This is a genomic window from Streptomyces sp. NPDC023573 (assembly GCF_055559735.1).
On sequence record NZ_JBVHKB010000002.1, the window covers coordinates 735,670 to 762,613 of the forward strand.

Here is a 26,944-nt window from a genome sequence, read left to right on the forward strand (position 1 = left end):
TTGAACACGTAACGAAGAGACGGCGGTTGTTCCGGAGACCTGGGACGGCCGCCGCCTCTTTGGCATGATCACCAGGGACGGCGCCGGGGGAGACGGCGCGGGGGCACGGACGACCAAAGGAACCGGGGGCCGGTACAGGTGATACTGACCGTCACGCTGAACACGGCACTCGACCTGACCTACGCCGTCCCCGCACTCGTCCCGCACAGCAGCCACCGCGTCGACGAGGTGACCGAACGCCCCGGCGGCAAGGGCGTCAACGTGGCCCGGGTGCTCTCCGCGCTCGGCCACGACACCGTGGTGACCGGCTTCGCCGGCGGCGCCACCGGAGCGGTCCTGCGCGAACTCCTCGGCGCACTCCCCCACCGCCCCACCGACGCGCTCGTCACCGTCGCGGGGAACACCCGCCGCACCCTCGCCGTCGTCGACCGCTCCAGCGGTGACACCACCCAGCTCAACGAGCCGGGCCCGCACATCGGCGCCGCCGAGTGGACGGCCTTCCTCGGCACGTTCGGCGAGCTGCTCCCCGGCGCCGCGGCCGTCGCCCTCTGCGGCAGCCTGCCCCCCGGCATCCACGTCGGCGCGTACGCGGAACTCGTACGGCTCGCCCGCGCGGCCGGCGTGCCCGTGCTCCTCGACACCGACGGCGAACCCCTGCGCCGCGGCATCGCCGCCCGCCCCGACCTCGTCAAACCGAACGCCGACGAGCTCGCCCGGCTCACCGGCGCCCGCGAACCCCTGCGCGCCACCCGCGACGCCCGCCGCCGGGGAGCGCACAGCGTCGTCGCGTCGCTCGGCGCGGACGGACTCCTCGCCGTCACCCCCGACGGCGTCTGGCGCGCCGCACCGCCGTCCGCCGTACGGGGCAACCCGACGGGCGCGGGCGACTCCGCCGTGGCCGGGCTGCTGTCCGCCCTCGCCGAAGGGCTCGGCTGGCGGGACCGGCTGACGCGCGCGGTGGCCCTGTCCACGGCGACCGTGCTGGCCCCGGCGGCCGGCGAGTTCGACCGTGCGGCCTACGAGGACCTGCTGACCCGCGTCGCCGTCGAACAGCAGGCGCCGGCGGCCTGAACGGCCCCCGGAACGACCGCGTCCCGGCTCGCGCTGGGCGATGACCGGGACGACGGCGGTGCGGATCTCCTGAGCGGCGGATCAGTTCTTGACGTGACCCGACTTCAGCGACAGCTGGTCGAGATTGGCGTCACACGAGTCGCCCTCGTTGCACGACAGCATCAGCGTGTTCGACCCCTTGTCGAGCTGCACGTACGCGTACGTGTTCGTCCAGCCCTTCTCCAGGTCGCCCTCCGCGGCGTTCGCGAAGTTCTTCATGTTGATCGAGCGCGGGTCCTCGTCGTTGACCGTGAGGGACGTCTTGGCGTCCTTGCCCGGCACCCCGTACGTCACGTACAGCGTGTACGGGCCGCTCTCCGGCACATCGACGGTCCAGGTGGCCGACCGGCCGACCTCGTTGAGGCTGATGTACTGGCCGTTGGCGCTCTTCGCGCCCTTGACGCTGTTGTCCAGGGACGCCGTGCCGCCGAGCGTCAGCGTCGCCGCGTCCTGCTCCGGCAGATCGACCGGCTCCTGGGACTTCGCCGGCGAGGACTTCGTCGGCTTCGGGGACTCCTCGACCTCGTCGGCCGGACCCGCCGACGACCCCGCCTCGTCCTTCTTGCCCTCGCTGTCGTCGCCCGTCATCAGCGCCGCGCCGATGCCGATGAGCACCACCGCGACCACCGCGACGGCCGCGATCAGCAGCGCCTTGGTGTTGGGGCCCCCACGGCCGGAACCGGCGTTCCTGCCGTCCCCTGGGTGCTGGGGCGCACCCCCGGGGTAGGTCTCCGGCGCCGCGTACTGCGGGTTCGGCTGGCCGTACTGCGGCTGCTGACCGTACTGCGGCGGAGGCTGCTGGCCGTACGCCTGCTGCGGCGGTACCTGCCCGTACTGGCGCTCACCGACCGTCCGCACCTGGTTGTACGACGTTCTGGGCACGCCGGGCTGCGCGGCCGGACCCGGGTAGCCGTATCCACCCTGCCCGGGCGGCTGTGCGCCTGCCGCCCGCCCGTCCTCGTACAGATAGCCGAACGGATCGTCGTCCTCGGGCTTGCTCGCGCCGTTGTTTCCGGCCGTCATCCCTGGGTCACTCCTCACCATGTCGCCAGCCGTCGCCGACCGGCCGAGCCTACCCCGAACGGAGCACGCGTCGAATTGCTCTCGGTCCCCCGGAAAACCGGGCGGTGTACGGGGAAAGCCAGGGCGTGAACGTCAGCCGGCTCTGCGGTGAACCTTCGACCGGGACCGCTTTTCCACATACATCCGCTGGTCGGCGGAGTGCAGGACCTCTTCCTCGGTCATGCCGCACTCGGCCCAGCCGATACCGAAACTCGCCCCGACCCTGACTGCCCGGCCGTCCACCCGGATGGGCGGAATGATGGCGTTACGCAAGCGTACGGCCAGATCTGCGGCATCTGCGGCCCCGAGGCCGTCCGCGAGGACGACGAATTCGTCACCTCCGAGCCGCGCGACCGTGTCACCGTCCCGTACGCAGGTCGTGAGCCGCCGGGCGACCTCGATGAGAACCGCGTCACCCGCGTGGTGGCCGAAGCGGTCGTTGATGGACTTGAAGCCGTCCAGGTCGCAGAAGAGCACCGCGAGCCCCTTGGTGCCGTCGTCGCGGTCCGCGTCGGGCGCCACGATGTGCACATGGTGGTCGTAGGGACCGACACCCGGGGCCGCCTCCCCCTCGTAACCGTCCGCCCGGTAGGCGTGCGCCGGGCTCTCGACATCGCCGTAGGCCGCGTCCAGCGCCTCTATCGCACTGGAGGTGACCGAGTGAGGCCTCTCACACAGCCGCGCGCCCAGCCGGGAGCGCAGCTCGGCACTGTTCGGCAGACCGGTGAGCGCGTCGTGCGAGGCACGGTGCGCGAGATTCAGCTCGTTGCGCTTGCGCTCCTCGATGTCCTCGACGTGCGTGAGCAGGAAGCGCGGGCCGTCGGTGGTGTCGGCGACGACGGAGTTGCGCAGCGAGACCCAGAGATACGTGCCGTCCCTGCGCCCGAGCCGCAGCTCCGCCCGACCGCCCTCGGCGGACGTGCGGAGCAGGGTGCCGATGTCCTCGGGGTGGACCAGGTCGGCGAAGGAGTAGCGGCGCAGGACGGACGCGGGGCGCCCCAGGAGCCGGCAGAGCGCGTCGTTGGTGCGCAGCAGCCTGCCGTGCTGGTCGCCGCCCATCTCGGCGATGGCCATGCCGCTGGGGGCGTACTCGAACGCCTGGCGGAAGGATTCCTCACTGGCGCGCAGTGCCTGCTGTTCGCGCTCGAGCCTGACCAGGGCGCGCTGCATGTTTGCTCTGAGGCGAGCGTTACTGATCGCAATGGCCGCCTGGGAGGCGTACATCTGGAGGGCCTCACGGCCCCAGGCGCCGGGGCGGCGGCCGTTGCGCGGCCTGTCGACCGAGATGACCCCCAGGAGGTCCAGACCTCCGCCGGAGGCGTACATGGGGGCGTAGAGGCGGTCCAGGGGGTGCCACTCGTCCTCGAAGCGGGGCTCGGGCCCCTCGGTGTGCCACTGCGGTACGTCGTCGTCGAGGAGCACCCAGCCCTCGGTGTGGGGTATGAACCGGAGCTCGTCCCAGGCCTCACCCATCGACAGCCTGCGCTCCCAGGACTCACGGGAGCCGACACGGCCGGTGATCAGGGATTCCGCGGCACTGTTGCCGGCGAACGCGGCGACCACGAGATCACCGTCGGGGCGGACGAGGTTCACGCAGCCCAGCTCGTAACCGAGGCCGGTGACGATGCCGTCGGCCACGGACTGCAGCGTGTCCGCCAGGCTCCGCGCCGTGTTGAGATCAGCGACGGCCTGGTGCAACTGCCGCATGGTCGCAAGGCGGACGTACGGCTCCGACTCGGCCTCCATTGCTCGCACTCCCTGAGACCTCGACAGCAACTCCAGGTTTCATATCGACGTACTTGTTGCACTGTCCCGGCCACTGAATCACAGTGAGCTGTGCACCCGGTACACAGGGTCAACAAATATTGCTCTCTGTGACTCAAGTCACAACAGTTGGTAAAGGCTGTCCGGAGCGCCTCCGAGGACTTCCTTTATTTATCGAACGCAAATCCGCACACCTGGGGCGGTGGTCCTAGGACCCGGCTGGTCCCCTGGCCCGATGCGACGGGGCGTACCGCGGCACTAGCGTGCGCCGTGTGCTGCAGAAGACTCCCCCCGCCCCGCGCCCCGAAGCCGTCCCCCATGCTGAAGGGGTGAGCAACGACGAATTCCGCGCCGCCCTGTCCAGACTGGCCGCCGGGGTGGTGCTGGTCACCGCCCAGGAACCGCCGCTGGACGAGGACGGCCGGGGCGAGGACGTCGGGATGACGGCGACCGCCTTCATGTCGGTGTCCCTGGACCCGCCGCTGGTCATGGTGAGCCTGCGCAACGACTCACGGATGGACGACCTGCTGGCCGAGCAGGAGCTGTGGGCGGTGTCGGTGCTCGCCGAGAGCCAGCGGAGCGTCGCCGGGCGGTTCGCCATGAAGGGGAGGATCAGCGACCGGCTGCTGTTCGAGACCATCCCCTGCATACGCGGCGAGGTCACGGAGGCGTTCCTGGTGGAGGGCGCACTGGCCACCCTGGAGTGCCGCACGGAGCAGCGCGTCCTGGCCGGGGATCACACGCTGGTGATCGGCAGGGTGCTGACGGCTTCGCTGCCGAGCCCGGACGGAGAGCCGCTGACGTACTTCAAGGGCCGCTACCGGCAGCTGGGCTGACCGGCGCGCCGGCCGGCCCTCGCCGGGACTCTCACCAGTCGCGGCCGGAGCGCCCGCGCTTCGTGTCGCCCCGCTGCTTCTTCTCGCGCAGCCTGCGCTCGTTGATGCCGCGCGGAATCTTCTTCTTGAGGCGCGGCTTGGGCGGCGGGGCCGTGGCCTCCGCCAGGAGCGCCGCGAGCCGCACGGCGGCCGTCTCACGGTTGCGCCACTGGGAGCGGTGCTCCGAGGCGCGTACGGACACGACGCCGCCGACCAGCCGGCTCGCCAGCCGTTCGAGCGCCCGGGCCTTCCACACCTCGGGAAGGGCCTCGGTCGCCGCGAGGTCGAAGCGGAGCTCCACCTGGGAGTCGCTCGTGTTGACGTGCTGCCCGCCGGGTCCGGAGGACCGGGAGAAACGCCACATGAGTTCGGCCTCCGGGAGGGAGACCGAACCGCGGATGACATGGGGCCCGGACATGACACCCATGTTCCCTGGTGCCCGACCGGTTCGTCACCTTGTTTTGCGAGCGTTCGGCCAGAAGTTCGGCAAAGAAAGTAAAGGGAACAGGAACCTCGTGGTCTCTCGTCTGCGTTAGGACGGGTGACGGTAGCTTTCGTGATGGCACGAAGCCCGCACATGACGAGGAAAGGGACTTCCCATGGCTGTAAGCCTGTCCAAGGGCGGCAACGTCTCGCTCACCAAGGAGGCCCCGGGCCTGACCGCCGTCACGGTCGGCCTCGGCTGGGACGTCCGCACCACCACCGGCACCGACTTCGACCTCGACGCCTCGGCGATCGCGGTCAACACCGCCGGCAAGGTCTACTCCGACGGCCACTTCGTCTTCTTCAACAACAAGGCGACGCCGGACCAGACCATCGTCCACACCGGTGACAACGTCACGGGCCAGGGCGAGGGCGACGACGAGCAGATCAACGTCAACCTCGAGGGTCTCCCGGCGGACATCGACAAGATCGTCTTCCCGGTCTCCATCTACGACGCCGAGGCTCGCAGCCAGAACTTCGGCCAGGTGCGGAACGCCTTCATCCGCATCATCAACCAGGCCGGCGGCACCGAGCTCGCCCGCTACGACCTGAGCGAGGACGCCGCCACCGAGACCGCCATGGTCTTCGGCGAGCTCTACCGCAACGGCGCCGAGTGGAAGTTCCGCGCCGTGGGCCAGGGTTACGCCTCGGGCCTGCGCGGCATCGCCCAGGACTTCGGCGTCAACCTCTGACGCGGACGACTTCCCCACGGGAGCCCCCGCCCGACTCAGGTCGGCCGGGGGCTCCCGTGCGTCCGCTCCACACAGCGGACGCGAATGAAACTTCAGTCGGACACCAACCTGGTCGAAAACAAGGTGCTCTCCGTCTACATGACGTCGAGCACCGCCAGGAGCCGGTCGGCCTGTGGCCGGCCGGCTCCCGACGTCGACCCGCAACCCCTCACCCACCGCCCGCACTTGTATGTTGATCTGCAACGTGTGGACGGCCCCTGCGCCCCCTCTTGTGAGGAAATCGAACAGTCTCGGCAGGGATCGCGCGGCGACGCCGCTGTCCACCTCGGACGGGACTGAGCACGAGTGAGCACGGAAACACCCCGCAAGCACCGCAGGACATGGCTGATCGCGGCCGCCGCCTGCGCACTGGTCGTGGCAGCTGGTGCGACGGTGGCCACCAACACCGGCCTCCTGGGACCAAGCGCCCTGTGCGATGGTCTGGTGAGCAGCGAGGACGCCGGGAACAGCCTCGACGGCACCGGCCGGGTGACCGCCAGGACCGACAACCTCGGCGCCTGTGTGGTGGAGCAGTCCGGCTGGCTGCCGGGTACCGAGGACGCGCAGGTCCGCCTGAGTGCCACGGCCGTCACCCCCGACCACCCCTTCGGCCGGTCCGAGTGGAAGGCCTCCGGCGCCCAGAACATCCTGCGGGGCGAGCTGCCCGGCGCCTTCGACCAGCATGGCAACGGGTGGGTGTCCTTGCCGTCCGACTGCGGCCCCCTGGGCACCGCATGGGCCGAGGGCGACCACACGGTCCTGAGCGTCTTCGTCGATCAAGGGAACGCCGACCCGGAAGAACTGGCCCGGCTGACCCGGTCGGCCGCCCGTAAGCTCGCCGCCGATCACGACTGCGCACCTACCGCCTCATCACCGCAGAGCGCCGGCACGGACCTCATCGAAGCGTCCGCACCGGCCAGGAGCGAGCCGGCCGAGGTGTGCGGCCTGTCCGGCTTCACCCTCGGCGCCGAGGCCCCTGCGGGGAGCCCGCTGAAGGAACAGGCCTCGGGCTCCCGCGACGACGCCTGGTACTGCGACCTCTCCCTGGAACGGCCCACCACGGGCCTGCCCAGGGACGACGACCGCGAGCCCTTCGTCCGCCTCGCGATCATCCGCAACCCCGAACTGCTGGCCGCGGCGGAGAAGCAACGCTTCGACCATGCCGTCTGCGGTGGCAGGGACACCTACTTCGCGACGGGCCCCGCCGCCTACGTCCACTCCCCGGACACTCCGGACGAAAGGGCCGCGGCGGCCTTGTTCAAGGCATCCGACGTGACGGACCGTTTCGCCGCGGCCGCGCGCGCGGCACTCGACTGCGGCTGACCCCGGGACCTCTCCGGGGGCAGGGCCGCTCCGCTATCGGCCGAGCGCGGCGACGCCCGCAGCCGCGAACTTCTCGTCCAGGTCACCGCTCGGGGCCCCCGCGACGCCGATGCCCGCCACCGGAGCGCCCTTGGCCTGCACGGGCGAGCCGCCCGCCAGGAACAGGGTGCCGGGGATGTCCTTCAGGTTCGGGGCCTGCTCCAGGCGCTTGACCAGCTCGGAGGTGGGCGCGTTCCAGGACACGGCGGTGTACGCCTTCTTCACGGCCGACTCGGGGGACTGCGGGCCCGCGCCGTCGCCGCGCAGGGTGACGAGGGTGTTGCCGTTACGGTCGACGACGGCCACCGAGATCCGCTGGTTCTCCTTCTTCGCGGCGTCCAGGGCGGCCTGCGCCGCCTTGGTGGCGGCGGAGACGGTCAGGTGCGTGGACTGCTGGAGATTCCGGTCGGAGGCGTCGGCCTTCACGGCGGCGGCGGGCGCGGCGGCCGGGGTGGACGCGTTCGCGGACATCGCGCCGAAGGTTCCGGCGCCCAGGGCGGCTGCGGCGACGGCACCGGTCAGGACTCGGGTGCGCAGCGACATCTTCTTCATGGTCGTCTCCTCAGGTGTTCTCGGCTCTGTCTCGAACCGTCCGGCTTCCTGCTATCGATCCTCCGGCCGTATCCGGGCCCGCTCGGTCGGCGTACCGGCTGGAAGCCGCGCCCGGGACGGCTGACCGCCCCGTCAGCCGATCGGTTGATGCGCCGGTGGCCCGGCGGGGCGACCATGGGGTGTCCGCGCAGGTCAGCCGCGCGGTGCTGGGGCAGCACAGGTCACGGTCGATGGAGCGCGGGGTACGAGGTGCGGCGGAACGGAAGCGGCCCGGACACGGAGCGGACGGCGGCGCCGGACACGGCGGGTGACCCGGACGCCCGGTGGATGGCCCTCCTCATGCACGCCGCGTTCTTCCTGCTGCTCGGCGCCTCCCTCGCGCGCTTCCTGATGCGCCACCCCGGCGAGACCCGTACCCCCTGGATCATCGCCCTGTCGGCCGTGCTCGCCCTGCTGTACCTCGTCGGCCCGGTGCTCGGCTCCCGTCCCACCCCCCGGCGGCTGGCCTGGCTCGGCGTCCTCGTCGTGGTGTGGATGGTCCTGGTCGTCCTCGCCCCGAGCTTCGCTTGGTGCGCCGTCCCGCTCTTCTACACGGGGCTGCGGATCCTGCCGCCGCGCGCCGCCCTGGCACTCGTCGCCCTGCTCACCGTCTTCGTGGTCGCCGCCCAGCTGCGGCTCGCCACGGGCTTCGACCCGAATCTCGTCCTGGCCCCGCCCGCGGTCGCCGCCGTCGCCACCGCCGTCTTCGTCCACATGCGGCGCCAGGCCGTACGCCAGCGGGACCTGGCCGCACGGCAGCGCGAACTGATCGACGACCTGCTGCGCACCCGGCGGGAACTGGCCGCCACCGAACGCCGGGAAGGCACCCTCGCCGAACGCCAGCGGCTGTCCATGGAGATCCACGACACCCTCGCCCAGGGTCTCTCCAGCCAGCAGATGCTGCTCCAGGCCGCCGACCGCTCCTGGGACACCGACCCGGCCGCCGCCCGCCGCCACGTCCTGACGGCGACGGGCATCGCCGAGCGCAACCTCGCCGAGGCACGCCGCTTCGTCCACGACCTGGCCCCGGCCGACCTCGCGGAGGGCGGCGGACTGGAGGCGGCGCTGCACGCGCTCGCCGCCCGGGAGACCGCCCAGGCCGGAGGCCGCCTCACCGTCCGCTGCCATGTCGAGGGGGTGCCGGCCGCCGCGCTGCCCGACCGGGTGCAGTCGGCGCTGCTGCGGATCGCGCAGGGCGCCCTCGCGAACGTCACCGAGCACGCCGAGGCCACCGCCGCCGCGCTGACCCTGACCCACCTCGGTGACCGGGTCGCCCTCGACATCGCCGACAACGGCCGGGGCTTCAGTCCCGGCCGGGCGGCTCCCCGCCCGGCCGAAGGCGTACGCGGCCACGGGCTGCCCGCGATGCGGGCCCGGGTCCAGCAGCTCGGCGGCACCCTGACCGTCGAGTCGGCGCCCGGCGAGGGCACCGTCCTGTCCGCCGCCGTGCCGCTGCCCCAGACCGCCCCGCCCGCACCGTCGGCCCCCTCGGCACCGGAGGAACGCGCGTGACCCCGCCCGCAAGGCCCGTACGGATCCTGCTCTGCGACGACCATGCCGTCGTACGGGCCGGGCTGCTCGCCCTCCTCGGAGGAGAACCCGACATCGAGGTCGTGGGCGAGGCCGGCAGTGGCGAGGAGGCCGTCGCCCTGGCCGCCCGGCTCAGCCCCGACGTCGTCCTCATGGACCTCCAGCTGGGCCCCGGGATCGACGGCGTCGAAGCCACCCGCCGCATCACCGCCGTAACCGGAGCCCGAACCGGAAGGGGAACCCGAACCGAAGCCGGAGCAGACACCGGCACAGGCACAGGCCCAGACACCGGCACCGGCACCGGCACCGGCACCGCCAACGTGCTCGTCCTCACCACGTACGACACCGACGCCGACATCACCCGTGCCATCGAGGCCGGGGCCACCGGATACCTGCTGAAGGCCGAACGCCCGGAGGAGCTCTTCGCCGCGATCCGCGCCGCCGCGCAAGGCCGCACGACGCTCTCCCCGCCGGTCGCCAGTCGGGTCATGGCCCGGATGCGCAGCCCCCGGCCCACCCTCACCGAACGCGAACTCGACATCCTCGGCCAGCTCTCCCGGGGCCTCGGCAACCGTGACATCGCGCGGGCCCTCTTCATCAGCGAGGCCACCGTCAAGACCCACCTGGGCCGGATCTACGAGAAGCTCGGCGTGGACACCAGGGCCGGGGCGGTCGCCGTAGCCAACGAGCAACGCCTGCTCCCGTGAGCCCCCGCCGACCAGCGGCGCGGGGCGACCGCGCGGCATGACACCATCGAACCGTGCTCGACATCGGCTACTCCCTCTCCCGGCGCTTCCCGGACCCCCCGCAGACCGACTACCGCCGCGCGGACGTCCACGCCCTGCGGCACGACCTGTTCTCCGGGGACGTCTACCTCGCCGACACCAAGGCCGACCGCGAGGTGTCCACAGCCTGGGGATGGGTTCCCGTACTCGACTTCGCCTGGGCACTCTGCGACATCGTCGAGCAGATCGACCGCGACCCCCGGGGCAACCGCTCACACCGCCAGCAGTACGCCGAACTCGACTTCACCGAATCGTCCGACCGCATGCTCTTCGAGCGCCGCTTCGGCTGGGTGGACGTCGAGGCCGACTGGATGCCCGGCGACGAACCCCCGCTCACCTTCAGCCACTCCCTGCTGCGCCGCGAGGCCCGCGACTTCCTGCACGACCTCATCGCCGACCTGGCCGACATGCACGAAGGCCTCGCCGACAACCCCGTCGTCTGGGACCTCCAGGCCCGCTTCCCCCGACTCTGAGCAGACCCGCCGGCCGCTACGCCTCGACCCGCACCCCGATCTGCGCCGCGAACGCCGGAGCCAGCTCCATCAGCTGCGACGGGCTGATCACCGCCCCCGCCAGCCGCTCCACACCCCGCGCGATGTCGAGCTCCGCCACCGTCCGCAGATCGACGGACTCCATCCGCACCGCACTGAAGTCGGCACGCTTGAGCACACAGTCCCGGAACTCCACCCGGACCAGCTGCGCCTCCCCGAAGTCCGGCTCCGAGAGCACACACCCCTCGAAGACGACGTCCTTCAGCCGCGCCTTGCGGAGATTCAGGTAATCGATCTTCCCGCCCCGCACCAGCACCCGCTCCAGCACCGCGCCGTGCAGCTGCACCCCGCCCAGCCGCGCGTCAAGGACCTCCACATCCCGCAGCGACGCCCCCGCGAGATCGGTGCCCACACCCCGCACCCCCGACAGCACCGAGTCGATGAACCTGGCCCGCACCAGCTCCGTACGGTCCAAGGCGCAGCCGCGCAGCTCGCAGTCCATGAAGCGCGCCCCCGGACCCGACGCGTCGGCCAGGTCCGTCTCCCCGAACCGCACCCCGTCGTAGTCCCCGTCCGGCTCCAGACCCTCCCCTTCGTACTCCACGAGGGGCGGCAGCCGGACCTCCGGCCGTCGCGCCTCGGCCACCCCGTCCCTGGCGCCCGCGCTCCTGCTGTTCCTGTTGCCTGTACGTGCCATGCCCCCCATCGTGACGCACAGCACCGACATCGCCCCGGCCCGGTGTCACGGAACGAGAAGACCGAACCGTCCTCCCTGCAGAAGCGCCCCACAGCAAGGAGACCCAGCCATGCAGCGCATCCACATCGTCGGCGGCGGCCTCGCCGGACTGACCGCCGCCATCACGGCCGCCGAGTCCCGGGCCCAGGTCACCCTCCACGAGGCCCACCACACCCTCGGCGGACGGGCCAGGACCTCCGACGGCCCCTACCTCACCAACGAGGGCCCGCACGCCCTGTACCGCCGTGGACCGCACCGGACCTGGCTCGAACAGCGGAAACTCCTCGGCCCGATGGCCTCCGTACCGCCCCTCGAAGGCACCCGTTTCCTCTTCCGCCGCGACGGCGCCCTGCGCAGGACCCCGCCCCTCGCCATGCTGCGCCTCGCCCGTCGCAGCGCCCGCACGGCGCCCGTCGACACCGACTTCCTCAGCTGGGCCACCGGCCAGGTGGGCGAGGCCGGCGCCCGCGCGGCGGCGCACTATATGGGTGTGGCCCTCTTCCACCACGACCCCGGTGCGCTCTCCGCCGCCTTCGTCCAGCCGCGCCTGCGCCGCGCGACCACGCTGCCGCCCGAGGCCCACTACCCCGTCGGCGGCTGGGCACAGCTCGTCGACCGGATGGCCTCCCTGGCCTGGAAGCTCGGCGTCCGCATCGAGACCGCCGACCGCATCGGCCCCCGCGACCTGGCCGGCCTCCGCGACAGCGGGCCGGTGATCGTCGCCACCCATCTGGACTCCGCCCGCACCCTGCTGGAGGACCCCACCCTCACCTGGGACAGCGGCCGCACCGCCCTGCTCGACCTCGCCCTGCGGACCCGGCGCGGCGACCCGTTCATCGTCTCCGACCTCGACACCCCCGGCTGGGTCGAACGGTTCACCGCCCAGGACCCGACCCTCGCCCCGGCCGGCGAACAGCTCATCCAGGCGCAGATCCCCCTCGCCCCCGGCACCCCGCGCGCCGACGCCGTACGCCGCGCCGAAGACCTGCTCGACCTCGGCTTCCCCGGATGGCGCGACCGCACCACCTGGCGCCGCGAAGCACTCGCGGCCGGCCGCACCGGTGCCGTCGACAAGCCCGGGACCACCTGGCGCGACCGGCCCGCCGTCGACCGAGGCGACGGGATCCTGCTCGCGGGCGACCAGGTCGCCGCCCCTGGGCTCCTCAGCGAAGTCGCGTTCAACAGCGGCATCGAAGCAGCGGTCCTGGCCCTGAAGCTCGTCGGCAGGACAGCACAGGTGAGCCCCCACGCGGCGGAAGCTCCCTGACCTCGAGCGCGCCCGGGGGCCCGGCGCCCGCGTCGCCGTGGGCCCGGCCGGCGTGCACCGCCCTCAGGCCGCTCCGAGCTCCGCCAGCGCCCCGTCCGTCAACCGGTACACCGTCCACTCGTCCTGGGGACGCGCCCCCAGCGACTCGTAGAACGCGATGGACGGGGCGTTCCAGTTCAGCACCGACCACTCCAGCCGCCCGTAACCGCGCTCCACACAGATCCGCGCCAGCTCCGTCAGCAGCGCCTTCCCGTAACCGCCGCCACGCCGCCCGGGGCGCACGTACAGGTCCTCCAGATACACCCCGTGCACCCCGCGCCACGTCGAGAAGTTGAGGAACCACAGCGCGAAGCCGACCACCTCGCCGTCGTCGTCCGCCACCGCGACGTGCGCGTACGCGGCGGGGCGCTCACCGAACAGGGCCTCGCGCAGCTGCTCCTCGGTGGCCTTCGCCTCGTCGAGCGCCTTCTCGTACTCGGCGAGCTCACGGACCATCGCATGCATGGCGGGGACGTCTTCGGGAGTGGCTACGCGAATCATGGGGGCAGCCTAGACAAACGGCCCGGCCCCTCGCGCCTCAGTCCCGCCCGAGCAACTGCCGGGCGATCTCCGCATGGTCCGCGTACAGCCGCGGCCTCCCCCGGCGGATCCCCCACAGCGCGTTCTGCAGCACCCGCCCCAGCGTCCACGCCCTCGCCCGCTCCCGGTCAAGCTCCAGAACCCCGCACAGCAGACCGAACCTCCACAGCACCTCCGACGCGTCCCACCTCTGGTCCAGCGCCGGAAAGAGGTCGAACGCCGGATCGCCCGCCAGCGGCTTCGGGTCCAGGGCCACCCACTCCCCCGCCCGGCCCTCCCCGGCGCGCCCGGCCAGGATGTTGGCGTAATGCAGGTCCCAGTGCAGCAGGCGGTCCCCCGGCTCCCCCGCCACCTCCCGCACCGCCGCCGCACAGTCCAGCAGCAGCCGCCGCTCCCCCGCGTCCTCCAGCACCCCGGCCGCCCCGGGCGTCTCCGCCAGCATCAGCGCCGCCAGATCCCCCAGCCGCCGCATCCCCGGCGGAGCCGGCACACGCACCAGCCGGGCCAACGACTCAGCGAGCACCCGCACCGCCACCCGCGCGTCCGGCACCTCCGTCAACGGGCGCCGCTCGTCCAGCCGTTCCAGCAGCATCGCCCCCGTCGCCGCGTCGTACTCCAGCAGACCCACCGCCCCCGCACCCGCCGCACCCCACACCCGCAGCGCGACCGGCTCACCCACCGTCTCCGCGTCCACCATCTGAAGCTTCAGCGCCGCCCCACGGCCGTCCGCCTCCCGCACCACCGGAAGCACCAGCGCGCACATCCCGCACATCGGGGCCCCGTCGAGCCGCAGACCCCACTCGTCCAGGAACCTCCCCGCAAGCGCGGGCAACCCGGCGGCGAACGCCCGCCCCTCCGCGCCGCTGTGCTCACTCAGATTCACGGCCAGCTCGTCCGGAACATCGATCACACCCCGAGCCTAGGCCGTTCACGACTAGAGGTACCCTCCAGCGACCGGTCTGCACACGGACAAGCAGGGGACACATGAGCACCGTCAGTACGGTCAACGGCGGCATATCGTTCTGGTACGCGGACGAGGGCACCCCCGCCCCACGCGAACCCCTGCCCGGCGACACGAGCGCCGACGTCTGCATCGTCGGCGGCGGTTACACCGGGCTCTGGACGGCGTACTACCTCAAGAAGGCCGTCCCCTTCCTCAACATCACCGTCCTGGAAGCCAAGTTCTGCGGATACGGCGCCTCCGGCCGCAACGGCGGATGGCTCTACAACGGCATCGCCGGCCGCGACCGCTACGCCCGGCTCCACGGCCACGACGCCGCCGTCCGCCTCCAGAAGGCCATGAACGACACCGTCGGCGAGGTCATCCGCATCGCCGGCGACGAGAAGATCGACGCCGACATCCACCACGGCGGTGTCCTCGAAGTCGCCCGCACCCCCTCCCAGCTCGCCCGCCTCAAGGACTTCCACTCCGTCGAGATCGCCTTCGGCGAGAGGGACCGCGTCCTGCGCGGAGCCCGCGAGACCGCCGAACGCATCCGCGTCTCCGGAGCCATCGGCTCCAGCTGGACCCCGCACGGCGCGCGCCTGCACCCCGCCAAACTCGTCAAGGGCCTGGCCGACACCGTGGAAGCCCTCGGCGTCACCATCCACGAGTCGACGCCCGTCACCGCGATCAAACCCAAGCACGCCGTCACCCCCTACGGCACGGTCCGCGCCCCCTACGTGCTGCGCTGCACCGAAGGCTTCACCGCAGGGCTCAAGGGCCAGAAGCGCACCTGGCTCCCCATGAACTCCTCCATGATCGTCACCGAGCCCCTGCCCGAAGCCCTCTGGGACACCATCGGCTGGGACGGCCGCGAAACCCTCGGCGACATGGCCCACGCCTACATGTACGCCCAGCGCACCGCCGACGACCGCATCGCCCTCGGCGGCCGGGGCGTCCCCTACCGCTACGGCTCGGCCACCGACCACGACGGGCGCACCCGGCCCGCCACCGTCGAGGCCCTCCGCGACCTGCTCGTCCGCTTCTTCCCCACCACCGCCGGGACCCGCGTCGACCACGCCTGGTCCGGCGTGCTCGGCGTCCCCCGCGACTGGTGCGCCACCGTCACCCTGGACCGCTCCACCGGCCTCGGCTGGGCCGGCGGCTACGTCGGCTCCGGCGTAGCCACCGCCAACCTCGCGGCCCGCACCCTGCGCGACCTGATCCAGCAGGACTCCGGCCAGGCCGGACCCACCGACCTCACAGCCCTGCCCTGGGTCAACCACAAGGTCCGCCGCTGGGAACCCGAACCCCTCCGCTGGCTCGGCGTCCACAGCCTCTACGCCGCCTACCGCGCCGCCGACCGCCGCGAAGCCGCCTCACCGCGCCTGGGCACCGACCGCCTCGCCAAGGTGGCGGACCGCATCGCCGGCCGGCACTGACCGGCCCGCGACACGATCCGCCACCGGACCTCAGGCGGCCTCCGCCCCGGCCGGCCGCCTCCCGTCGTGGTGGATCGGCGTCGCCGCACCCGTGAGAGGAACACCCGTCCCGCCCCGCCGGGCCGCGACGATCTCCGCCGCGATGGACAGGGCCGTCTCCTCCGGCGTACGCGCCCCCAGGTCGAGGCCGATCGGCGACCTGAGCCGCGCCAGCTCGCCCTCCTTCAGCCCCGCCTCCCGCAACTTCCGGTCACGGTCCGCATGCGTCCGACGCGACCCCATCGCCCCGACGAACGCGACCGGCATCCGCAACGCCTGCTTCAACAGAGGGACATCGAACTTCGCATCGTGCGTGAGCACGCACAGGACCGTCCGCCCGTCCGTCGCGGTACGCCGCAGATAGCGGTGCGGCCAGTCCACGACCAGATCGTCCGCCTCGGGAAAACGGGCCCGGGTCGCGAAGACAGGACGGGCATCACACACCGTGACGTGATAACCGAGGAACTTGCCCGCACGCACCAGCGCCTCCGCGAAATCGATCGCACCGAACACGATCATGCGAGGCGGCGGCACATTCGACTCCACGAGAAGCGTGAGGCCGCCCGGACAGTGCGTTCCGTCCTCCGCCAGGTCCCGGGTGCCGGTGACTCCCGCGTCCAGCATCGCCCGCGCCTCCGCCGCCACCGTCCGGTCCAGCTCCGCCGAGCCACCGCCGTACGACCCCTCGTACGACCCGTCGGCGCGCACCAGCAGCGCCCCGCCCAGGAGTCCGGCCGGACCGCGGACGACCCGGGCCAGGGCCGTCGGCTCACCCGCGGCGGCGGCCGCCAGCGCCGACCGGACCACCTCACGGGCAGGCGACCGCGCACCGAACGGGGTGACCATCACATCGATGACACCACCGCACGTCAGACCGACCGCGAAGGCGTCCTCGTCGCTGTAACCGAACCGCTCGACCACGGTCCCACCGTCCTCCAACGCCTGGACGCACAGGTCGTACACCGCCCCCTCCACACACCCGCCGGAGACCGAACCGACAGCCGTGCCCTCACTGTCGACGGCCAGGGCCGCACCCGGACCACGCGGTGCGCTGCCGCCGACCGCCACGACGGTCGCGACGGCGAACTCCCTTCCCTCCTCGGCCCAACGGGCCAGCTCACCGGCGATGTCAAGCATGCGGACCAGCCGTGAGAACACGGTCGGGCCTGATCGGCAGGGAACGATGACGCACACCCGTCGCGTGCCAGACGGCGTTGGCGATCGCCGCCGCCGCACCCACGATCCCGATCTCACCGATGCCCTTGATCCCCACCGGGTCGTCCGGGTCCGGGTCATCCACCCAGGCCGCCTCCACGACCGGCACATCGGCGTTCGTGGAGACGTGATAACCCGCCAGATCCGGACCGTAGAGGGCGCCCGTGTTCCTGTCCCTCACCGCCTCCTCGTGCAAGGCCATCGAGATGCCCCAGGTCATCCCGCCCACCAACTGACCGCGCGCCGTCAGCGGGTTGACGATCCGCCCGGCGGCGAAGACTCCGAGCATGCGGCGCACCCGCACCTCCCCCGTCGACACGTCCACGGCCACCTCGGCGAACTGCGCCCCGAACGAATGCCGCTCCTTCTGCGCGAGCGCCCCGATCGCCTCCGTCGTGTCCGACCGCACCGTGATGCCCTCCGCCGGAACGACACCACTCAGCGCGAGCCGCTCCCGCAGCTCCTCCGCCGCGGCGGTGACCGCCCACGACCACGACCGGGTGCCCATCGAGCCCCCGGCGATCATCGCCGGGCCGAAATCGCTGTCACCGATCCGTACGCGCACCCGGCCGGTCGGCACCTCCAGGGCGTCCGCCGCGACCAGGGTGAGCGCCGTCCGCGCCCCCGTGCCGATGTCCGCCGCGTTGATCCGCACGGTGAAGGTGCCATCGGCCTCAGCCGTCACAGCCGCCGTCGACGGCATCGCCCCCGCGCCGAAGGAAGCCGCCGCCGTCCCCGTACCGAGCAGCCAGCGCCCGTCCCGGCGCACACCCGGACGCGGATCCCGGCCGGCCCAGCCGAACCTCCGGGCGCCCTCCCGGAAACACGCCGGCAGGTTACGCGTCGCGAACGGCAGCCCGGAGACCGGACCCACCTCGGGCTCGTTGCGCAGGCGCAGCTCGACCGGGTCGATACCGCACTTCTCCGCGAGCTCGTCGAGCGCCGACTCCAGCGCGAACGACCCCGGCGCCTCACCGGGCGCGCGCATGAACGTCGGACTCGGCACATCGAGACGTACCAGCCGGTTCGCCGTGTGGTGCGCGGGCGCGTCGTACATCACCCGGGCCGGGCCGGCCCCCGACTCGACGAACTCGTACACCGTCGAGGTCAGACTCACGCAACGGTGCCCCAGCGCCCGCAGCCGCCCCGCCGCATCGGCGCCGAGCCGGACCCGCTGGATCGTGGGGCTCCGGTAGCCCGCGAGCGAGAACATCTGCCGCCGCGTCATCACCACCCGCACCGGACGCGACAGGGCGGTCGCCGCCATCACCGCCGCCACCTGGTGCGCACGGACGCCCTTGCTCCCGAACCCACCACCGACGTGCTCGGACCGCACACGCACCGACGCCGGATCCAGCGAGAACAGATTCGCGAGCTCACCCGCCACCCACACCGTGCCCTGGTTGGAGTCCACGACCTCCAGCCGCCCGCCGTCCCACAGGGCGGTCGCCGCGTGCGGCTCCATCGAGTTGTGGTGCTCCTCCGGCGTGGAGTACACGGCGTCCAGGACGACGTCGGACGCCGCGAGTTCGGCCTCCAGGTCCCCCTTAGCCTCCACTCCCGCGCCACTGGGGCCGGGCGCCGCGTACGCGTCCGGGTACTCACCGGCGAAGGTGACCTCGTGCGGCTCCTCCTCGTACCGCACCACCAGCGCCTCGGCGGCCTCCCGGGCCTGCTCGGAGGTCTCGGCCACGACCAACGCGACCGGCCAGCCCGCGTGCGGCACCCGGTCGTGCTGGAAGACGGCGACGGTCGGGTCCGGCGGCATGTCGAGCAGGCCGGTGTAGTCCGTGTCGACCCGCGGGGCGTTCCCGTGGTGCAGGACCATGAGGACGCCCGGCAGGCCCGTCACCGCCTCCGTCTCCACCGAGCGGATACGGCCACGGGTGATCGTCGACAGCACCAGCCATCCGTGCGCGAGCCCGGCGAAGGGGATCTCGCCCGCGTAACGGGCCGCCCCGGTGACCTTGTCGCGGCCCTCCACCCGGGTGTGCGCCGTGCCGACGGCCTTGGCCGCCCTCGTACCGGTCGTGGTGGTGGTCATCGGGCGGCCTCCTCGGTGAGTTCGCTGAGCACGGCGACGACGAGATTGCGCATCAGCGTCACCTTGTACGCGTTGTCCGGCAGCGGCCGGGCGGCCGCCAGTTCGGCATCGGCCGCGGCGGCGAAGGCCGCGGCGGAGGCCGGCCCACCGGTCAGGGCCCGTTCGGCGGCGACCGCCCGCCACGGCCGGGACGCGACGGCCCCGAAGGCCAGCCGCACCTCCTGCACGACACCGTCCCGGACGTCGAGCGCGGCGGCGACCGAGCCGATCGCGAAGGCGTACGACGCACGCTCGCGCACCTTGCGGTAGCGGGAGTTCACCGCCACCGGGGCGGGCGGCAGGGTCACCCCGGTGATCAGCGCCCCCGCCGGAAGGGCGGTCTCCCGGTGCGGGGTGTCCCCCACCGGCAGATAGAACTCGGCGAGCGGTACCCGGCCCGGCCCGTCGGCCGTCTCGTACTCGACGACGGCGTCGAAGGCCGTCAGCGCCACACCCAGGTCGGAAGGGCTGGTGGCCACACAGTGGCCGGAGGCGCCCAGGATCGCGTGGTTGTGGTGTTCGCCCTCGATCGCGGGGCAGCCACTGCCGGGAACGCGCTTGTTGCACGGCTTGGACACATCGGCGAAGTAACCGCAGCGGGTCCGCTGCAACAGGTTCCCGCCGACGGTCGCCATGTTGCGCAACTGCCCGGAGGCACCGGCCAGCACCGCCTGCGTCAGCGCCGGGTAGCTCCGCCGCACGGCCGGGTGGGCCGCGAGGTCGCTGTTGGTGACGGTCGCGCCGATGCGCAGCCCGCCGTCCTCGGTCACCTCGACCCGGTCCAGCGGGAGTTCACGTACGTCGACGAGCCTGCCGGGCCGCTCGACACCGGTCTTCATCAGGTCGACGAGATTGGTGCCGCCGCCGAGGAACCGGGCGTCGGGGTCGGTGTCGAGCAGCGCCAGGGCGCCGGAGACGTCGACCGCGCGTTCATATCCGAACTCCCTCATGCCGAGGCCCCCTCGCGCTTGCCGTCCTGCGTACTCCCATCGGCGCGGACAGCCTCCGCGTGGATCCCGGCCGCGCGTTCGACCGCCTGCACGATCGACACGTAGGCACCGCAGCGGCACAGGTTGCCGCTCATCCGCTCCCGCACCTCATCGGCGGTCAGCGGCGGCGGCCCCGCCTCGGGACTCAGATCACCGGTGACGGCGCTCGGCCAGCCGGCGGCGTGTTCCTCGATCACCGCGACGGCCGAGCAGATCTGGCCAGGCGTGCAGTAACCGCACTGGAAGCCGTCGAGGTCGAGGAACGCCTGCTGCACGGGGTGCAGTTCCTCACCCTCGGCGATGCCCTCGATGGTGGTGATCTCCCGCCCCTCGGCCGCCACCGCCAGCTGCAGACAGGCGACGGCCCGGCGTTTGTCGAGCAGGACGGTGCACGCACCGCACTGCCCCTGGTCGCAGCCCTTCTTCGTACCGGTCAGATCGAGACGCTCACGCAGGGCGTCGAGCAGGGTGGTGCGGTGATCGACGGTCAGCGTGTGCTTCTCGCCGTTGATGTTCAGAGTGACGGCGCTGTACGTCGACGAGGGCGTAGGGGCCATGATCAGCCTTCTTTCGCTTTCCCGGACCACATCGCGAGGGACACGGTCCGGCAGGCAGGGGGAGACGGAAGTCGCAGAGACGTAGAGGGAGGCCGGTGCGTACCACCGGCTGTCCACCCGGGCCATCCACCGCTAAGGTGTACCTAAGTGGACAACTGTCCGTTCACTGGAAAACGTAGTGGACAGTTGTCCACTTATCAAGGGTGGGATTCGGCCACGAACCCGCGAGGAGGACGAGTGCAGCAGAAGAAGGACGCGCCTCTGCGCTCGGACGCGCAGCGGAACCGCGAGCGCATCCTGGAAGTGGCCCTGACGGAACTGACGCTCTGCGCGGACGTCCCGCTCAGCGTGATCGCCAGGAAGGCGGGCGTCGGACAGGGCACGTTCTACCGCAACTTCCCCAAGCGCGAGTCCCTGGTCCTCGAGATCTACCGCCACGAGATGCAACAGGTCGCCGACGCCGCGACCGGCCTGATCAGAACCCACGAGCCCGACCGGGCCCTGCGCGCGTGGATGGACCACCTCGCCCGGTTCGCCATGACGAAGGCAGGCCTGGCGAACGCGATCCGCCAGGCCACCAGCGCCCCGGACAGCCCCGCCAAGCCGGACCCCACCCCGATCACGTCAGCGGCGGAACTCCTGCTCCGCACCGCCGAGGAGGCGGGCACCATCCGCCCGGGAGTGACCGCCGACGACTTCGTCCTCGCCATCGCCGGCCTCTGGCAACTCGACCCCGACGGCGACTGGCAATCCCGTGCCACCCGCCTCCTGGACCTGGTCATGGACGGGCTGCGGGCGGGGGCCCCGGGCGGGAAACAGCGGTAGGGACCTCGCGGGCCCCGCCGCTCAGCGGCTACGCCACTTCGATGCCGTACTCCTGCACCAAAGCCTCCAGCCCACCCGGGTACCCCTTCCCCCCAGACACGAACTCCCAGTCGCCGGAAGCCCGCAGCCGGAACGACCCCAGGACGAGCGCCACCTCACCCTCCCGACCGTCGGACACCTCCAACCGGTCCAGCTCCACACCACTCGCGTCCCTCAACCGGATCCCGGCCTCGGTGAAGCCCGCGAGGTCTCCGGCGGGATCGACCTCAGGATCCACCGCGGCCACCAGCACCACCCGATCCGCCTCCCCAGGCAACGCGTCGAACGACACCCGCACCGCAGCCCGGTCCCCCGCGAACCCGGGCACCGCCCGCACCGCGCCCTCAGGGGTCTGCGGATTGTTGAAGAACACGAAGTGGTCGTCACTCAACACCTGGCCACCACGGCACACCAGGACACATACGTCCAGCGCCACACCACCCGCCCACGTCATGCCCAGCACGTTGTAATCCCCGCCGGGCCCGTCCCCGTCGTCCGGCGACGACCGCTGAGCGGGCACCCTCGCATCACCCGCGCCGGCCGACAACCTCCCCCGCAGACCACAACGCCCCAGAAGGTCGACCAGCTCAGCACCCGACACGAGCGTCAACGGCTTTCCGTTGGCGAACGCGTACGAACCGGGCCCGAAACCGGACGTGGTGACCAGCACCCCCTTGTTGGCGCCCGCTCCCTGCACCGTGCCGTACAGGTCGCGCACCGCGCTCGGAGGAACCGTGTTCCGGTAGCGCTTCACCTGCACGATGATCTTCCCGCCGCTGATCGGATCCGGATCCAGCGCCTCGACGTCGACACCGCCGTCATTCGAGCGCCGCGTCGTCACCGCACGCATCCCCCGCGCCCGGAACAACTCGGCCACCAGCCCCTCGAACTCGATCGGATCCATCTCCAGCAGATCCGGCTCCTCACCGCCACCGTGCGACACAGCCCCTGAACCCAGATCCGCCGGAACCCTCCCCGGCCGCACAGCCACCCGCTGATCCGGACGAGCCGACAACTGCCCCCGCAGCCCCTCCGTCAGGCAGTCCACAGCACTCACCTGCTCCAGGTTCAGCCCACCGAAATCAGCCCGCGAAACCATCACCGTGCTCAGGAAGACCACAGCCTGCCGCCCCGTCACCGGGTCCACGTCATCCACGAAACCGTTCAACGCGACAGACTCCACCACCCCGAACTCATCCGCGGCGAACACATCCCGCAACACGAGCAACACACACTGAGCCAGAACATCCCGGTACAGAGCCCTTCGCTGCCCCACCGGCCGAGGCGTCTCCTTCTCCCGGTCCGACCCCACCAGATACCGCACGATCTTCGACTCAGGAACCACCGACAGACCCGGCAACTCCCAGTCCAGCACCAACTGCCCACCCGCCGGATCGAACGCAGCCGTCACCTGACGAGGAAACTCCGCCGGCCACGCCGACGACGCGTACAACGCCGCCGAAAAATACTCGACCACCGCATCCGCATCACCCCGACGGAGCGCCACAGCCATCTCCGCGACCCCGGCATTGTGCCGACGGATCTCCCTCAACTGCCCCTGCGCCCAGTCGTCGTACTGACGCCGGTGTAGCGCAAGCTGCTGCTGGCGCTGCGCCTCCGCCGCCTGCGCGGCCTGCCAGTCATGCTGGAACCGGGCCTGCGCCTCGTGCTGCGCCTGCGCCCGCCTCCCCGCAGTCCAACCACCTTGCGCCTGATAGCGGTTCATGTCAGGCATGGGAACGGGGTGCGCCAACTGCCCCGGCGCGAACGGCTCGATGCTCTCCGCACGCTCCAGCGACGCGGCCCGGAACGCAGGCACCCGCGAACCGGCCGCCAGCAAGCCCTCCAGCACACCTACCCGAGCTTCAAGCTCATCCGTTCGCCGCGCCGCGTCCGCCTCACGCCGCCGCCGGTACTCGGCCTGCTGCTCCCGATGCAACCGCGCCATGTCCCGCTCGTGGGCCCGCTGCAAACGCTCCTGCTCACGCGCACCCTGAACAGCGGCCCGGTGCTGTGCTTCATGCTGCCGCTGAAGCTGCCGCTGAGACTCCGCCCACGCACCGACAAGGCCATTTGACCGACGACTCATCTACCGCACTCCCCACCCGTCTCCACACTTCCTGCACATGTCTTACACGGAGGGAAACACTCATGTCTTCGGAGTGGCAGATCTGGGGCGACACAGCGGCTCAGCCGACAAAAAAACCAGGCCAGCATGGCGCTGACCTGGTGTTTTGAGCCGCCTGTCGGAATCGAACCGACGACCTGATCATTACAAGTGACCTGCTCTGGCCAACTGAGCTAAGGCGGCACAGCACACGCCAAAACCGCGCGCGCAAGCCCTCACTCTACACAGCGCCTCGCCCACCGATCCACGAAGTTCCGCCGCCACCGTGACCATCCGACCACCTATGCGTTAAGAGGACTGACGTGCTGTTCCGTATATCGGACAGTCGGGGGGAGCGGGCATGACGGACACGGTGGACCAGCCGGTACGGGTGACGGGCGAAGAGGCCAAGCGCATCAAGCGTGACACCCTGGGCATCGCCGACCGTAAGAAGCACCGCGGTCGCGCATCCACCGCCACGAGGAGCCGGGCCACGGAGCCCGGCACTCGGCAGCGCGTGTACCGCTACCGCTTCTATCCGACTCCGTCGCAGGCCGAGCAGCTGGAGAAGACCTTCGGAGCCTGCCGCTGGGTCTACAACGAAGGGCTGGCCCTGCGCGTCGGTGCCTGGGAGCGGCATCGGGTGTCGGTGGGGTTTGCCGAGTCGTGCCGGGCGTTGACGGGGTGGCGGCAGGCGTCGGAGACAGGTTGGCTGCGTGAGGTGTCGTCGACGGTGTTGCAGCAGTCGTTGCGGCATCTGGACGGGGCGTTCACGCGTTTCTTCAAGCACTCGGCGGAGTATCCGCAGCGGAAGAGGAAACACCGCTCGCGGGACTCTGCGACGTATGTGCGGACGGGCTTCCGGTGGGTGGAGGATCCGAGGTTTCCGGGTACGGGGCGGTTGACGCTGGCCAAGCAGTCGGGGCCGCTCGATGTGCGATGGTCGCGACCGTTGCCGGTGGGCGTGCAGCCGGTGAAGCTGTCGGTGACGCGGGACCGGGCGGGGCGTCATTTCGTCTCGGTGCTAATCGAAGAGCGGATCGAGCCGTTGCCTGCCGTGTTCCTGCCGGATGGTCGTGAACCGCGGGCAGTCGGGATCGATCTGGGTCTGGCGGCTTTGGTGACGCTGGACGACGGTACGAAGGTGGATCATCCGCAACTGTCGCGTAAGTACGAGAAGGGGCTGGCGCGGTTGCAGCGAGGGCTGCACCGAAAGAAAAAGGGGTCGGCGAACCGGGGGAAAGCCCGGGAGCGTATCGCCCGGCTGTATGCACTGATCAGCGATGTGCGCAGGGACATGCTGGACCAGTTGACCACCCGCCTCGTGCGCGAGAACCAAGTGCTCGTGGTGGAAGATCTGGCGATCACGAATCTGCTGCGGCCGGCCGTGGGAAAGGGCCGCCGGAGGAAGGCGGCGCTGAGTCGGTCGATCAGGGACGCGGCTTGGGGGGAGCTGCTCAGGCAGCTGCGTTACAAGTGCGAGTGGTACGGCCGGACGCTGGTGATCGTCGACCGTTTCTTCCCGTCGACGCGCCGGTGCTCCGACTGCCGAGCCAAGGGACTGTCGCTCGATGTGTCGGTGCGGGAGTGGACGTGCGCGGAGTGCGGCGCCGTGCATGACCGGGATGTGAATGCGACGCGGAACCTGCGGGATGAGGGGATACGACTGTACTGGCTGGTGGCCTCCGCTCTGCCACCTGGGCGGGTGTCTCCGCCCGTGATCAAGGCATCGGAGCCGGCAGACGTGCTGCTGGCTGCGTGAGGAAGTCCGGTACGGACCGACGGGCCGTCGGTCGTGATGCCTGTGGAGCCCATGTAAGACCGGGCGGATGTGCCTCTCAGAGGTGCGTCCGGTCGGCGGCGGGCACTGAAGCAGGAAGTGCCACCACTGGTGCAGGAGCCAGAAAGCTGGTGCTCTGCCCAGGGGCCGCACGCGGTCAAAAGTGCGTTGCTCTGCCCACGAATTTTTCGTGACCTTCGGACTACTGACATATTCGAAAACGCCAGGTAGCGTCACCTCAGGTTCACTCCAGTGGACCACACCACTCCCTACTCGGATCGTCCGGCACGTTCCTGCCGGTTGAGGAGAAGCATCGTCATGGCCAGTGTCACGTTCGACAAGGCGTCCCGCGTCTACCCCGGCTCCACGAAGCCGGCTGTGGACCAGCTCGAGATCGACATCGAGGACGGCGAGTTCCTCGTCCTCGTCGGTCCTTCCGGTTGCGGCAAGTCGACCTCCCTGCGCATGCTCGCGGGTCTCGAGGACGTCAACGGCGGTGCGATCCGCATCGGTGACCGCGACGTCACGCACCTGCCGCCGAAGGACCGGGACATCGCCATGGTGTTCCAGAACTACGCGCTCTACCCGCACATGTCCGTCGCGGACAACATGGGCTTCGCCCTCAAGATCGCCGGCGTGAACAAGACCGACATCCGGGCGAAGGTCGAAGAGGCCGCCAAGATGCTGGACCTCACGGACTACCTGGACCGCAAGCCGAAGGCGCTCTCCGGTGGTCAGCGTCAGCGTGTGGCGATGGGCCGTGCCATCGTGCGTGAGCCGCAGGTCTTCCTCATGGACGAGCCGCTGTCGAACCTCGACGCCAAGCTCCGTGTCTCGACGCGTACGCAGATCGCCTCGCTGCAGCGCCGCCTCGGCATCACCACCGTGTACGTCACCCACGACCAGGTCGAGGCCCTCACCATGGGCGACCGCGTCGCGGTCCTCAAGGACGGTCTGCTCCAGCAGGTCGACTCGCCGCGCAACATGTACGACCGCCCGGCGAACCTCTTCGTGGCCGGCTTCATCGGCTCCCCGGCGATGAACCTCGTCGAGGTCCCGATCACCGACGGCGGCGTGAAGTTCGGCAACAGCGTCGTCCCGGTCTCGCGGGAGGCGCTCACCGCCGCCGCGAACCGCGGTGACACCACCGTCACCGTCGGCATCCGCCCCGAGCACTTCGACATCGTCGAGCACGGTGGCGCCGCCGCGACGGGTCTCTCCAAGACCTCCTCCGACGCCCCGGCCGGTCTGGCCGTCTCGGTCAACGTGGTCGAGGAGCTCGGCGCCGACGGTTTCGTCTACGGTGCCGCGCAGGTCGGCGGCGAGCACAAGGACCTGGTCGTCCGCGTCGGCGGCCGCGCCGTCCCGGAGAAGGGCACCGAGCTGCACGTCGTGCCGCGCCCGGACGAGCTGCACGTCTTCGCCACCTCGACCGGTGAGCGTCTGACCGCCTGATCCTCACGATCCAGCCGCTACGGCCCCGCTCCCTCCGAGGGACGCGGGGCCGTTCGCGTGTCGCGGGCAGGATCGGGTTTCGGACCGGACGGGCGGCGAATACC

The 26,944-nt window shown here is 71.1% G+C and carries 24 protein-coding genes and 1 tRNA gene; 12 read left to right on the forward strand and 13 right to left on the reverse strand.

The window, feature by feature from the left end:
- Nucleotides 1-138: 138 nt before the first annotated feature.
- On the forward strand, nucleotides 139-1,071 hold the full coding sequence (locus tag ACZ32T_RS09970; RefSeq protein WP_467273031.1) for a 1-phosphofructokinase family hexose kinase: 933 nt from the start codon (nucleotides 139-141) through the stop codon (nucleotides 1,069-1,071).
- Nucleotides 1,072-1,152: 81 nt separating this feature from the next.
- Here the strand turns inward: ACZ32T_RS09970 and ACZ32T_RS09975 are convergent, their stop codons facing one another.
- Nucleotides 1,153-2,133, reverse strand: coding sequence for a carbohydrate-binding protein (locus ACZ32T_RS09975; protein WP_467366172.1), 981 nt, complete (start codon nucleotides 2,131-2,133; stop codon nucleotides 1,153-1,155).
- A gap of 132 nt (nucleotides 2,134-2,265) precedes the next feature.
- Nucleotides 2,266-3,918 (reverse strand): diguanylate cyclase CdgB, encoded by a 1,653-nt coding sequence (gene cdgB / locus ACZ32T_RS09980; RefSeq protein ID WP_356707957.1) that lies wholly within the window; start codon nucleotides 3,916-3,918, stop codon nucleotides 2,266-2,268.
- A 347-nt stretch (nucleotides 3,919-4,265) separates the two neighbouring features.
- On the opposite strand from cdgB, the gene ACZ32T_RS09985 reads away from it, so the two are divergent.
- A complete protein-coding gene (locus ACZ32T_RS09985) occupies nucleotides 4,266-4,772 on the forward strand; it encodes a flavin reductase family protein (RefSeq protein ID WP_467273029.1) in 507 nt (168 codons plus the stop codon).
- A 31-nt stretch (nucleotides 4,773-4,803) separates the two neighbouring features.
- Here ACZ32T_RS09985 and arfB read toward each other — a convergent pair whose 3' ends face one another.
- Nucleotides 4,804-5,229, reverse strand: coding sequence for an alternative ribosome rescue aminoacyl-tRNA hydrolase ArfB (arfB, locus tag ACZ32T_RS09990; RefSeq protein ID WP_467273028.1), 426 nt, complete (start codon nucleotides 5,227-5,229; stop codon nucleotides 4,804-4,806).
- A gap of 181 nt (nucleotides 5,230-5,410) precedes the next feature.
- On the opposite strand from arfB, the gene ACZ32T_RS09995 reads away from it, so the two are divergent.
- Both ACZ32T_RS09995 and ACZ32T_RS10000 read left to right on the forward strand, forming a co-directional pair.
- A complete protein-coding gene (locus tag ACZ32T_RS09995; protein ID WP_467273027.1) occupies nucleotides 5,411-5,986 on the forward strand; it encodes a TerD family protein in 576 nt (191 codons plus the stop codon).
- 345 nt (nucleotides 5,987-6,331) lie between these two features.
- Entirely contained in the window at nucleotides 6,332-7,348 is a 1,017-nt protein-coding gene (locus ACZ32T_RS10000; RefSeq protein WP_467366174.1) for a hypothetical protein, read from the forward strand.
- A 33-nt stretch (nucleotides 7,349-7,381) separates the two neighbouring features.
- Here the strand turns inward: ACZ32T_RS10000 and ACZ32T_RS10005 are convergent, their stop codons facing one another.
- Nucleotides 7,382-7,939, reverse strand: coding sequence for a GlcG/HbpS family heme-binding protein (locus tag ACZ32T_RS10005; protein WP_467273025.1), 558 nt, complete (start codon nucleotides 7,937-7,939; stop codon nucleotides 7,382-7,384).
- A 249-nt stretch (nucleotides 7,940-8,188) separates the two neighbouring features.
- Between ACZ32T_RS10005 and ACZ32T_RS10010 the strand changes: the two genes are divergently transcribed.
- Genes ACZ32T_RS10010 through ACZ32T_RS10020 form a run of 3 tightly spaced genes read left to right on the forward strand, consistent with a single transcriptional unit; the run spans nucleotide 8,189 to nucleotide 10,766 of the window.
- Nucleotides 8,189-9,490 carry a sensor histidine kinase gene (locus tag ACZ32T_RS10010; protein ID WP_467273024.1) on the forward strand — a complete coding sequence of 434 codons (1,302 nt, stop codon included), beginning with the start codon at nucleotides 8,189-8,191 and terminating at the stop codon, nucleotides 9,488-9,490.
- Nucleotides 9,487-10,215 (forward strand): response regulator, encoded by a 729-nt coding sequence (locus tag ACZ32T_RS10015; RefSeq protein ID WP_467366176.1) that lies wholly within the window; start codon nucleotides 9,487-9,489, stop codon nucleotides 10,213-10,215. The genes ACZ32T_RS10010 and ACZ32T_RS10015 overlap by 4 nt, the downstream gene beginning before the upstream one ends.
- Nucleotides 10,216-10,268: 53 nt before the next feature.
- Nucleotides 10,269-10,766 carry a hypothetical protein gene (locus tag ACZ32T_RS10020; RefSeq protein ID WP_033297163.1) on the forward strand — a complete coding sequence of 166 codons (498 nt, stop codon included), beginning with the start codon at nucleotides 10,269-10,271 and terminating at the stop codon, nucleotides 10,764-10,766.
- Between the two features lie 16 nt (nucleotides 10,767-10,782).
- On the opposite strand, the gene ACZ32T_RS10025 is transcribed toward ACZ32T_RS10020, so the two are convergent.
- Nucleotides 10,783-11,490: a pentapeptide repeat-containing protein gene (locus tag ACZ32T_RS10025; protein ID WP_467273022.1), complete on the reverse strand. Its 708-nt coding sequence runs from the start codon at nucleotides 11,488-11,490 to the stop codon at nucleotides 10,783-10,785.
- A gap of 100 nt (nucleotides 11,491-11,590) precedes the next feature.
- Here ACZ32T_RS10025 and ACZ32T_RS10030 point away from each other — a divergent pair, with 100 nt between their 5' ends.
- Complete coding sequence (locus tag ACZ32T_RS10030; RefSeq protein ID WP_467366178.1) at nucleotides 11,591-12,787, forward strand: NAD(P)-binding protein; 1,197 nt, start codon at nucleotides 11,591-11,593, stop codon at nucleotides 12,785-12,787.
- A gap of 63 nt (nucleotides 12,788-12,850) precedes the next feature.
- Here the strand turns inward: ACZ32T_RS10030 and ACZ32T_RS10035 are convergent, their stop codons facing one another.
- Together ACZ32T_RS10035 and ACZ32T_RS10040 are read right to left on the reverse strand one after the other, a co-directional pair.
- On the reverse strand, nucleotides 12,851-13,327 hold the full coding sequence (locus tag ACZ32T_RS10035) for a GNAT family N-acetyltransferase (protein ID WP_467273020.1): 477 nt from the start codon (nucleotides 13,325-13,327) through the stop codon (nucleotides 12,851-12,853).
- Nucleotides 13,328-13,364: 37 nt separating this feature from the next.
- On the reverse strand, nucleotides 13,365-14,276 hold the full coding sequence (locus tag ACZ32T_RS10040) for an aminoglycoside phosphotransferase family protein (protein ID WP_467366180.1): 912 nt from the start codon (nucleotides 14,274-14,276) through the stop codon (nucleotides 13,365-13,367).
- A gap of 74 nt (nucleotides 14,277-14,350) precedes the next feature.
- Between ACZ32T_RS10040 and ACZ32T_RS10045 the strand changes: the two genes are divergently transcribed.
- A complete protein-coding gene (locus ACZ32T_RS10045) occupies nucleotides 14,351-15,751 on the forward strand; it encodes an NAD(P)/FAD-dependent oxidoreductase (protein ID WP_467273018.1) in 1,401 nt (466 codons plus the stop codon).
- A 30-nt stretch (nucleotides 15,752-15,781) separates the two neighbouring features.
- Here the strand turns inward: ACZ32T_RS10045 and ACZ32T_RS10050 are convergent, their stop codons facing one another.
- The 4 genes from ACZ32T_RS10050 to ACZ32T_RS10065 are packed head-to-tail and all read right to left on the reverse strand — an operon-like array spanning nucleotide 15,782 to nucleotide 20,634.
- The gene (locus tag ACZ32T_RS10050) at nucleotides 15,782-16,927 is read right to left on the reverse strand and encodes an XdhC family protein (RefSeq protein WP_467366182.1); all 1,146 of its coding nucleotides are present in this window, start codon (nucleotides 16,925-16,927) and stop codon (nucleotides 15,782-15,784) included.
- Nucleotides 16,920-19,049: a xanthine dehydrogenase family protein molybdopterin-binding subunit gene (locus tag ACZ32T_RS10055; protein ID WP_467366184.1), complete on the reverse strand. Its 2,130-nt coding sequence runs from the start codon at nucleotides 19,047-19,049 to the stop codon at nucleotides 16,920-16,922. The genes ACZ32T_RS10050 and ACZ32T_RS10055 overlap by 8 nt, the downstream gene beginning before the upstream one ends.
- On the reverse strand, nucleotides 19,046-20,038 hold the full coding sequence (locus ACZ32T_RS10060) for an FAD binding domain-containing protein (RefSeq protein ID WP_467366186.1): 993 nt from the start codon (nucleotides 20,036-20,038) through the stop codon (nucleotides 19,046-19,048). The genes ACZ32T_RS10055 and ACZ32T_RS10060 overlap by 4 nt, the downstream gene beginning before the upstream one ends.
- Nucleotides 20,035-20,634 carry a 2Fe-2S iron-sulfur cluster-binding protein gene (locus ACZ32T_RS10065; RefSeq protein ID WP_467273014.1) on the reverse strand — a complete coding sequence of 200 codons (600 nt, stop codon included), beginning with the start codon at nucleotides 20,632-20,634 and terminating at the stop codon, nucleotides 20,035-20,037. The genes ACZ32T_RS10060 and ACZ32T_RS10065 overlap by 4 nt, the downstream gene beginning before the upstream one ends.
- 237 nt (nucleotides 20,635-20,871) lie before the next feature.
- Here ACZ32T_RS10065 and ACZ32T_RS10070 point away from each other — a divergent pair, with 237 nt between their 5' ends.
- The gene (locus tag ACZ32T_RS10070; protein WP_467273013.1) at nucleotides 20,872-21,459 is read left to right on the forward strand and encodes a TetR/AcrR family transcriptional regulator; all 588 of its coding nucleotides are present in this window, start codon (nucleotides 20,872-20,874) and stop codon (nucleotides 21,457-21,459) included.
- A gap of 28 nt (nucleotides 21,460-21,487) precedes the next feature.
- Here ACZ32T_RS10070 and ACZ32T_RS10075 read toward each other — a convergent pair whose 3' ends face one another.
- Nucleotides 21,488-23,446 carry a restriction endonuclease gene (locus ACZ32T_RS10075; protein WP_467366188.1) on the reverse strand — a complete coding sequence of 653 codons (1,959 nt, stop codon included), beginning with the start codon at nucleotides 23,444-23,446 and terminating at the stop codon, nucleotides 21,488-21,490.
- 289 nt (nucleotides 23,447-23,735) lie between these two features.
- Nucleotides 23,736-23,809 (reverse strand) — tRNA-Thr (locus ACZ32T_RS10080).
- 157 nt (nucleotides 23,810-23,966) lie between these two features.
- Here ACZ32T_RS10080 and ACZ32T_RS10085 point away from each other — a divergent pair.
- Both ACZ32T_RS10085 and ACZ32T_RS10090 read left to right on the forward strand, forming a co-directional pair.
- Nucleotides 23,967-25,367, forward strand: a complete 1,401-nt coding sequence (locus ACZ32T_RS10085) for an RNA-guided endonuclease InsQ/TnpB family protein (protein ID WP_467366190.1) — start codon at nucleotides 23,967-23,969, stop codon at nucleotides 25,365-25,367.
- 336 nt (nucleotides 25,368-25,703) lie between these two features.
- A complete protein-coding gene (locus ACZ32T_RS10090; RefSeq protein WP_467273010.1) occupies nucleotides 25,704-26,840 on the forward strand; it encodes an ABC transporter ATP-binding protein in 1,137 nt (378 codons plus the stop codon).
- Nucleotides 26,841-26,944 lie beyond the last annotated feature (104 nt).

Bases quoted from the DNA above. Each gene is read 5' to 3' on its own strand.
- ACZ32T_RS10065 (WP_467273014.1), bottom strand. From the start codon at position 20,634: ATGGCCCCTACGCCCTCGTCGACGTACAGCGCCGTCACTCTGAACATC.
- ACZ32T_RS10045 (WP_467273018.1), top strand. From the start codon at position 14,351: ATGAGCACCGTCAGTACGGTCAACGGCGGCATATCGTTCTGGTACGCG.
- ACZ32T_RS10055 (WP_467366184.1), bottom strand. From the start codon at position 19,049: ATGACCACCACCACGACCGGTACGAGGGCGGCCAAGGCCGTCGGCACG.
- ACZ32T_RS10085 (WP_467366190.1), top strand. From the start codon at position 23,967: ATGACGGACACGGTGGACCAGCCGGTACGGGTGACGGGCGAAGAGGCC.
- ACZ32T_RS10060 (WP_467366186.1), bottom strand. From the start codon at position 20,038: ATGAGGGAGTTCGGATATGAACGCGCGGTCGACGTCTCCGGCGCCCTG.
- ACZ32T_RS10075 (WP_467366188.1), bottom strand. From the start codon at position 23,446: ATGGCGCGGTTGCATCGGGAGCAGCAGGCCGAGTACCGGCGGCGGCGT.
- ACZ32T_RS10005 (WP_467273025.1), bottom strand. From the start codon at position 7,939: ATGAAGAAGATGTCGCTGCGCACCCGAGTCCTGACCGGTGCCGTCGCC.
- ACZ32T_RS10025 (WP_467273022.1), bottom strand. From the start codon at position 11,490: ATGGGGGGCATGGCACGTACAGGCAACAGGAACAGCAGGAGCGCGGGC.
- ACZ32T_RS10050 (WP_467366182.1), bottom strand. From the start codon at position 16,927: ATGCTTGACATCGCCGGTGAGCTGGCCCGTTGGGCCGAGGAGGGAAGG.
- ACZ32T_RS10090 (WP_467273010.1), top strand. From the start codon at position 25,704: ATGGCCAGTGTCACGTTCGACAAGGCGTCCCGCGTCTACCCCGGCTCC.
- ACZ32T_RS09995 (WP_467273027.1), top strand. From the start codon at position 5,411: ATGGCTGTAAGCCTGTCCAAGGGCGGCAACGTCTCGCTCACCAAGGAG.
- cdgB (WP_356707957.1), bottom strand. From the start codon at position 3,918: ATGGAGGCCGAGTCGGAGCCGTACGTCCGCCTTGCGACCATGCGGCAG.
- ACZ32T_RS10035 (WP_467273020.1), bottom strand. From the start codon at position 13,327: ATGATTCGCGTAGCCACTCCCGAAGACGTCCCCGCCATGCATGCGATG.
- arfB (WP_467273028.1), bottom strand. From the start codon at position 5,229: ATGTCCGGGCCCCATGTCATCCGCGGTTCGGTCTCCCTCCCGGAGGCC.
- ACZ32T_RS09975 (WP_467366172.1), bottom strand. From the start codon at position 2,133: ATGACGGCCGGAAACAACGGCGCGAGCAAGCCCGAGGACGACGATCCG.
- ACZ32T_RS10030 (WP_467366178.1), top strand. From the start codon at position 11,591: ATGCAGCGCATCCACATCGTCGGCGGCGGCCTCGCCGGACTGACCGCC.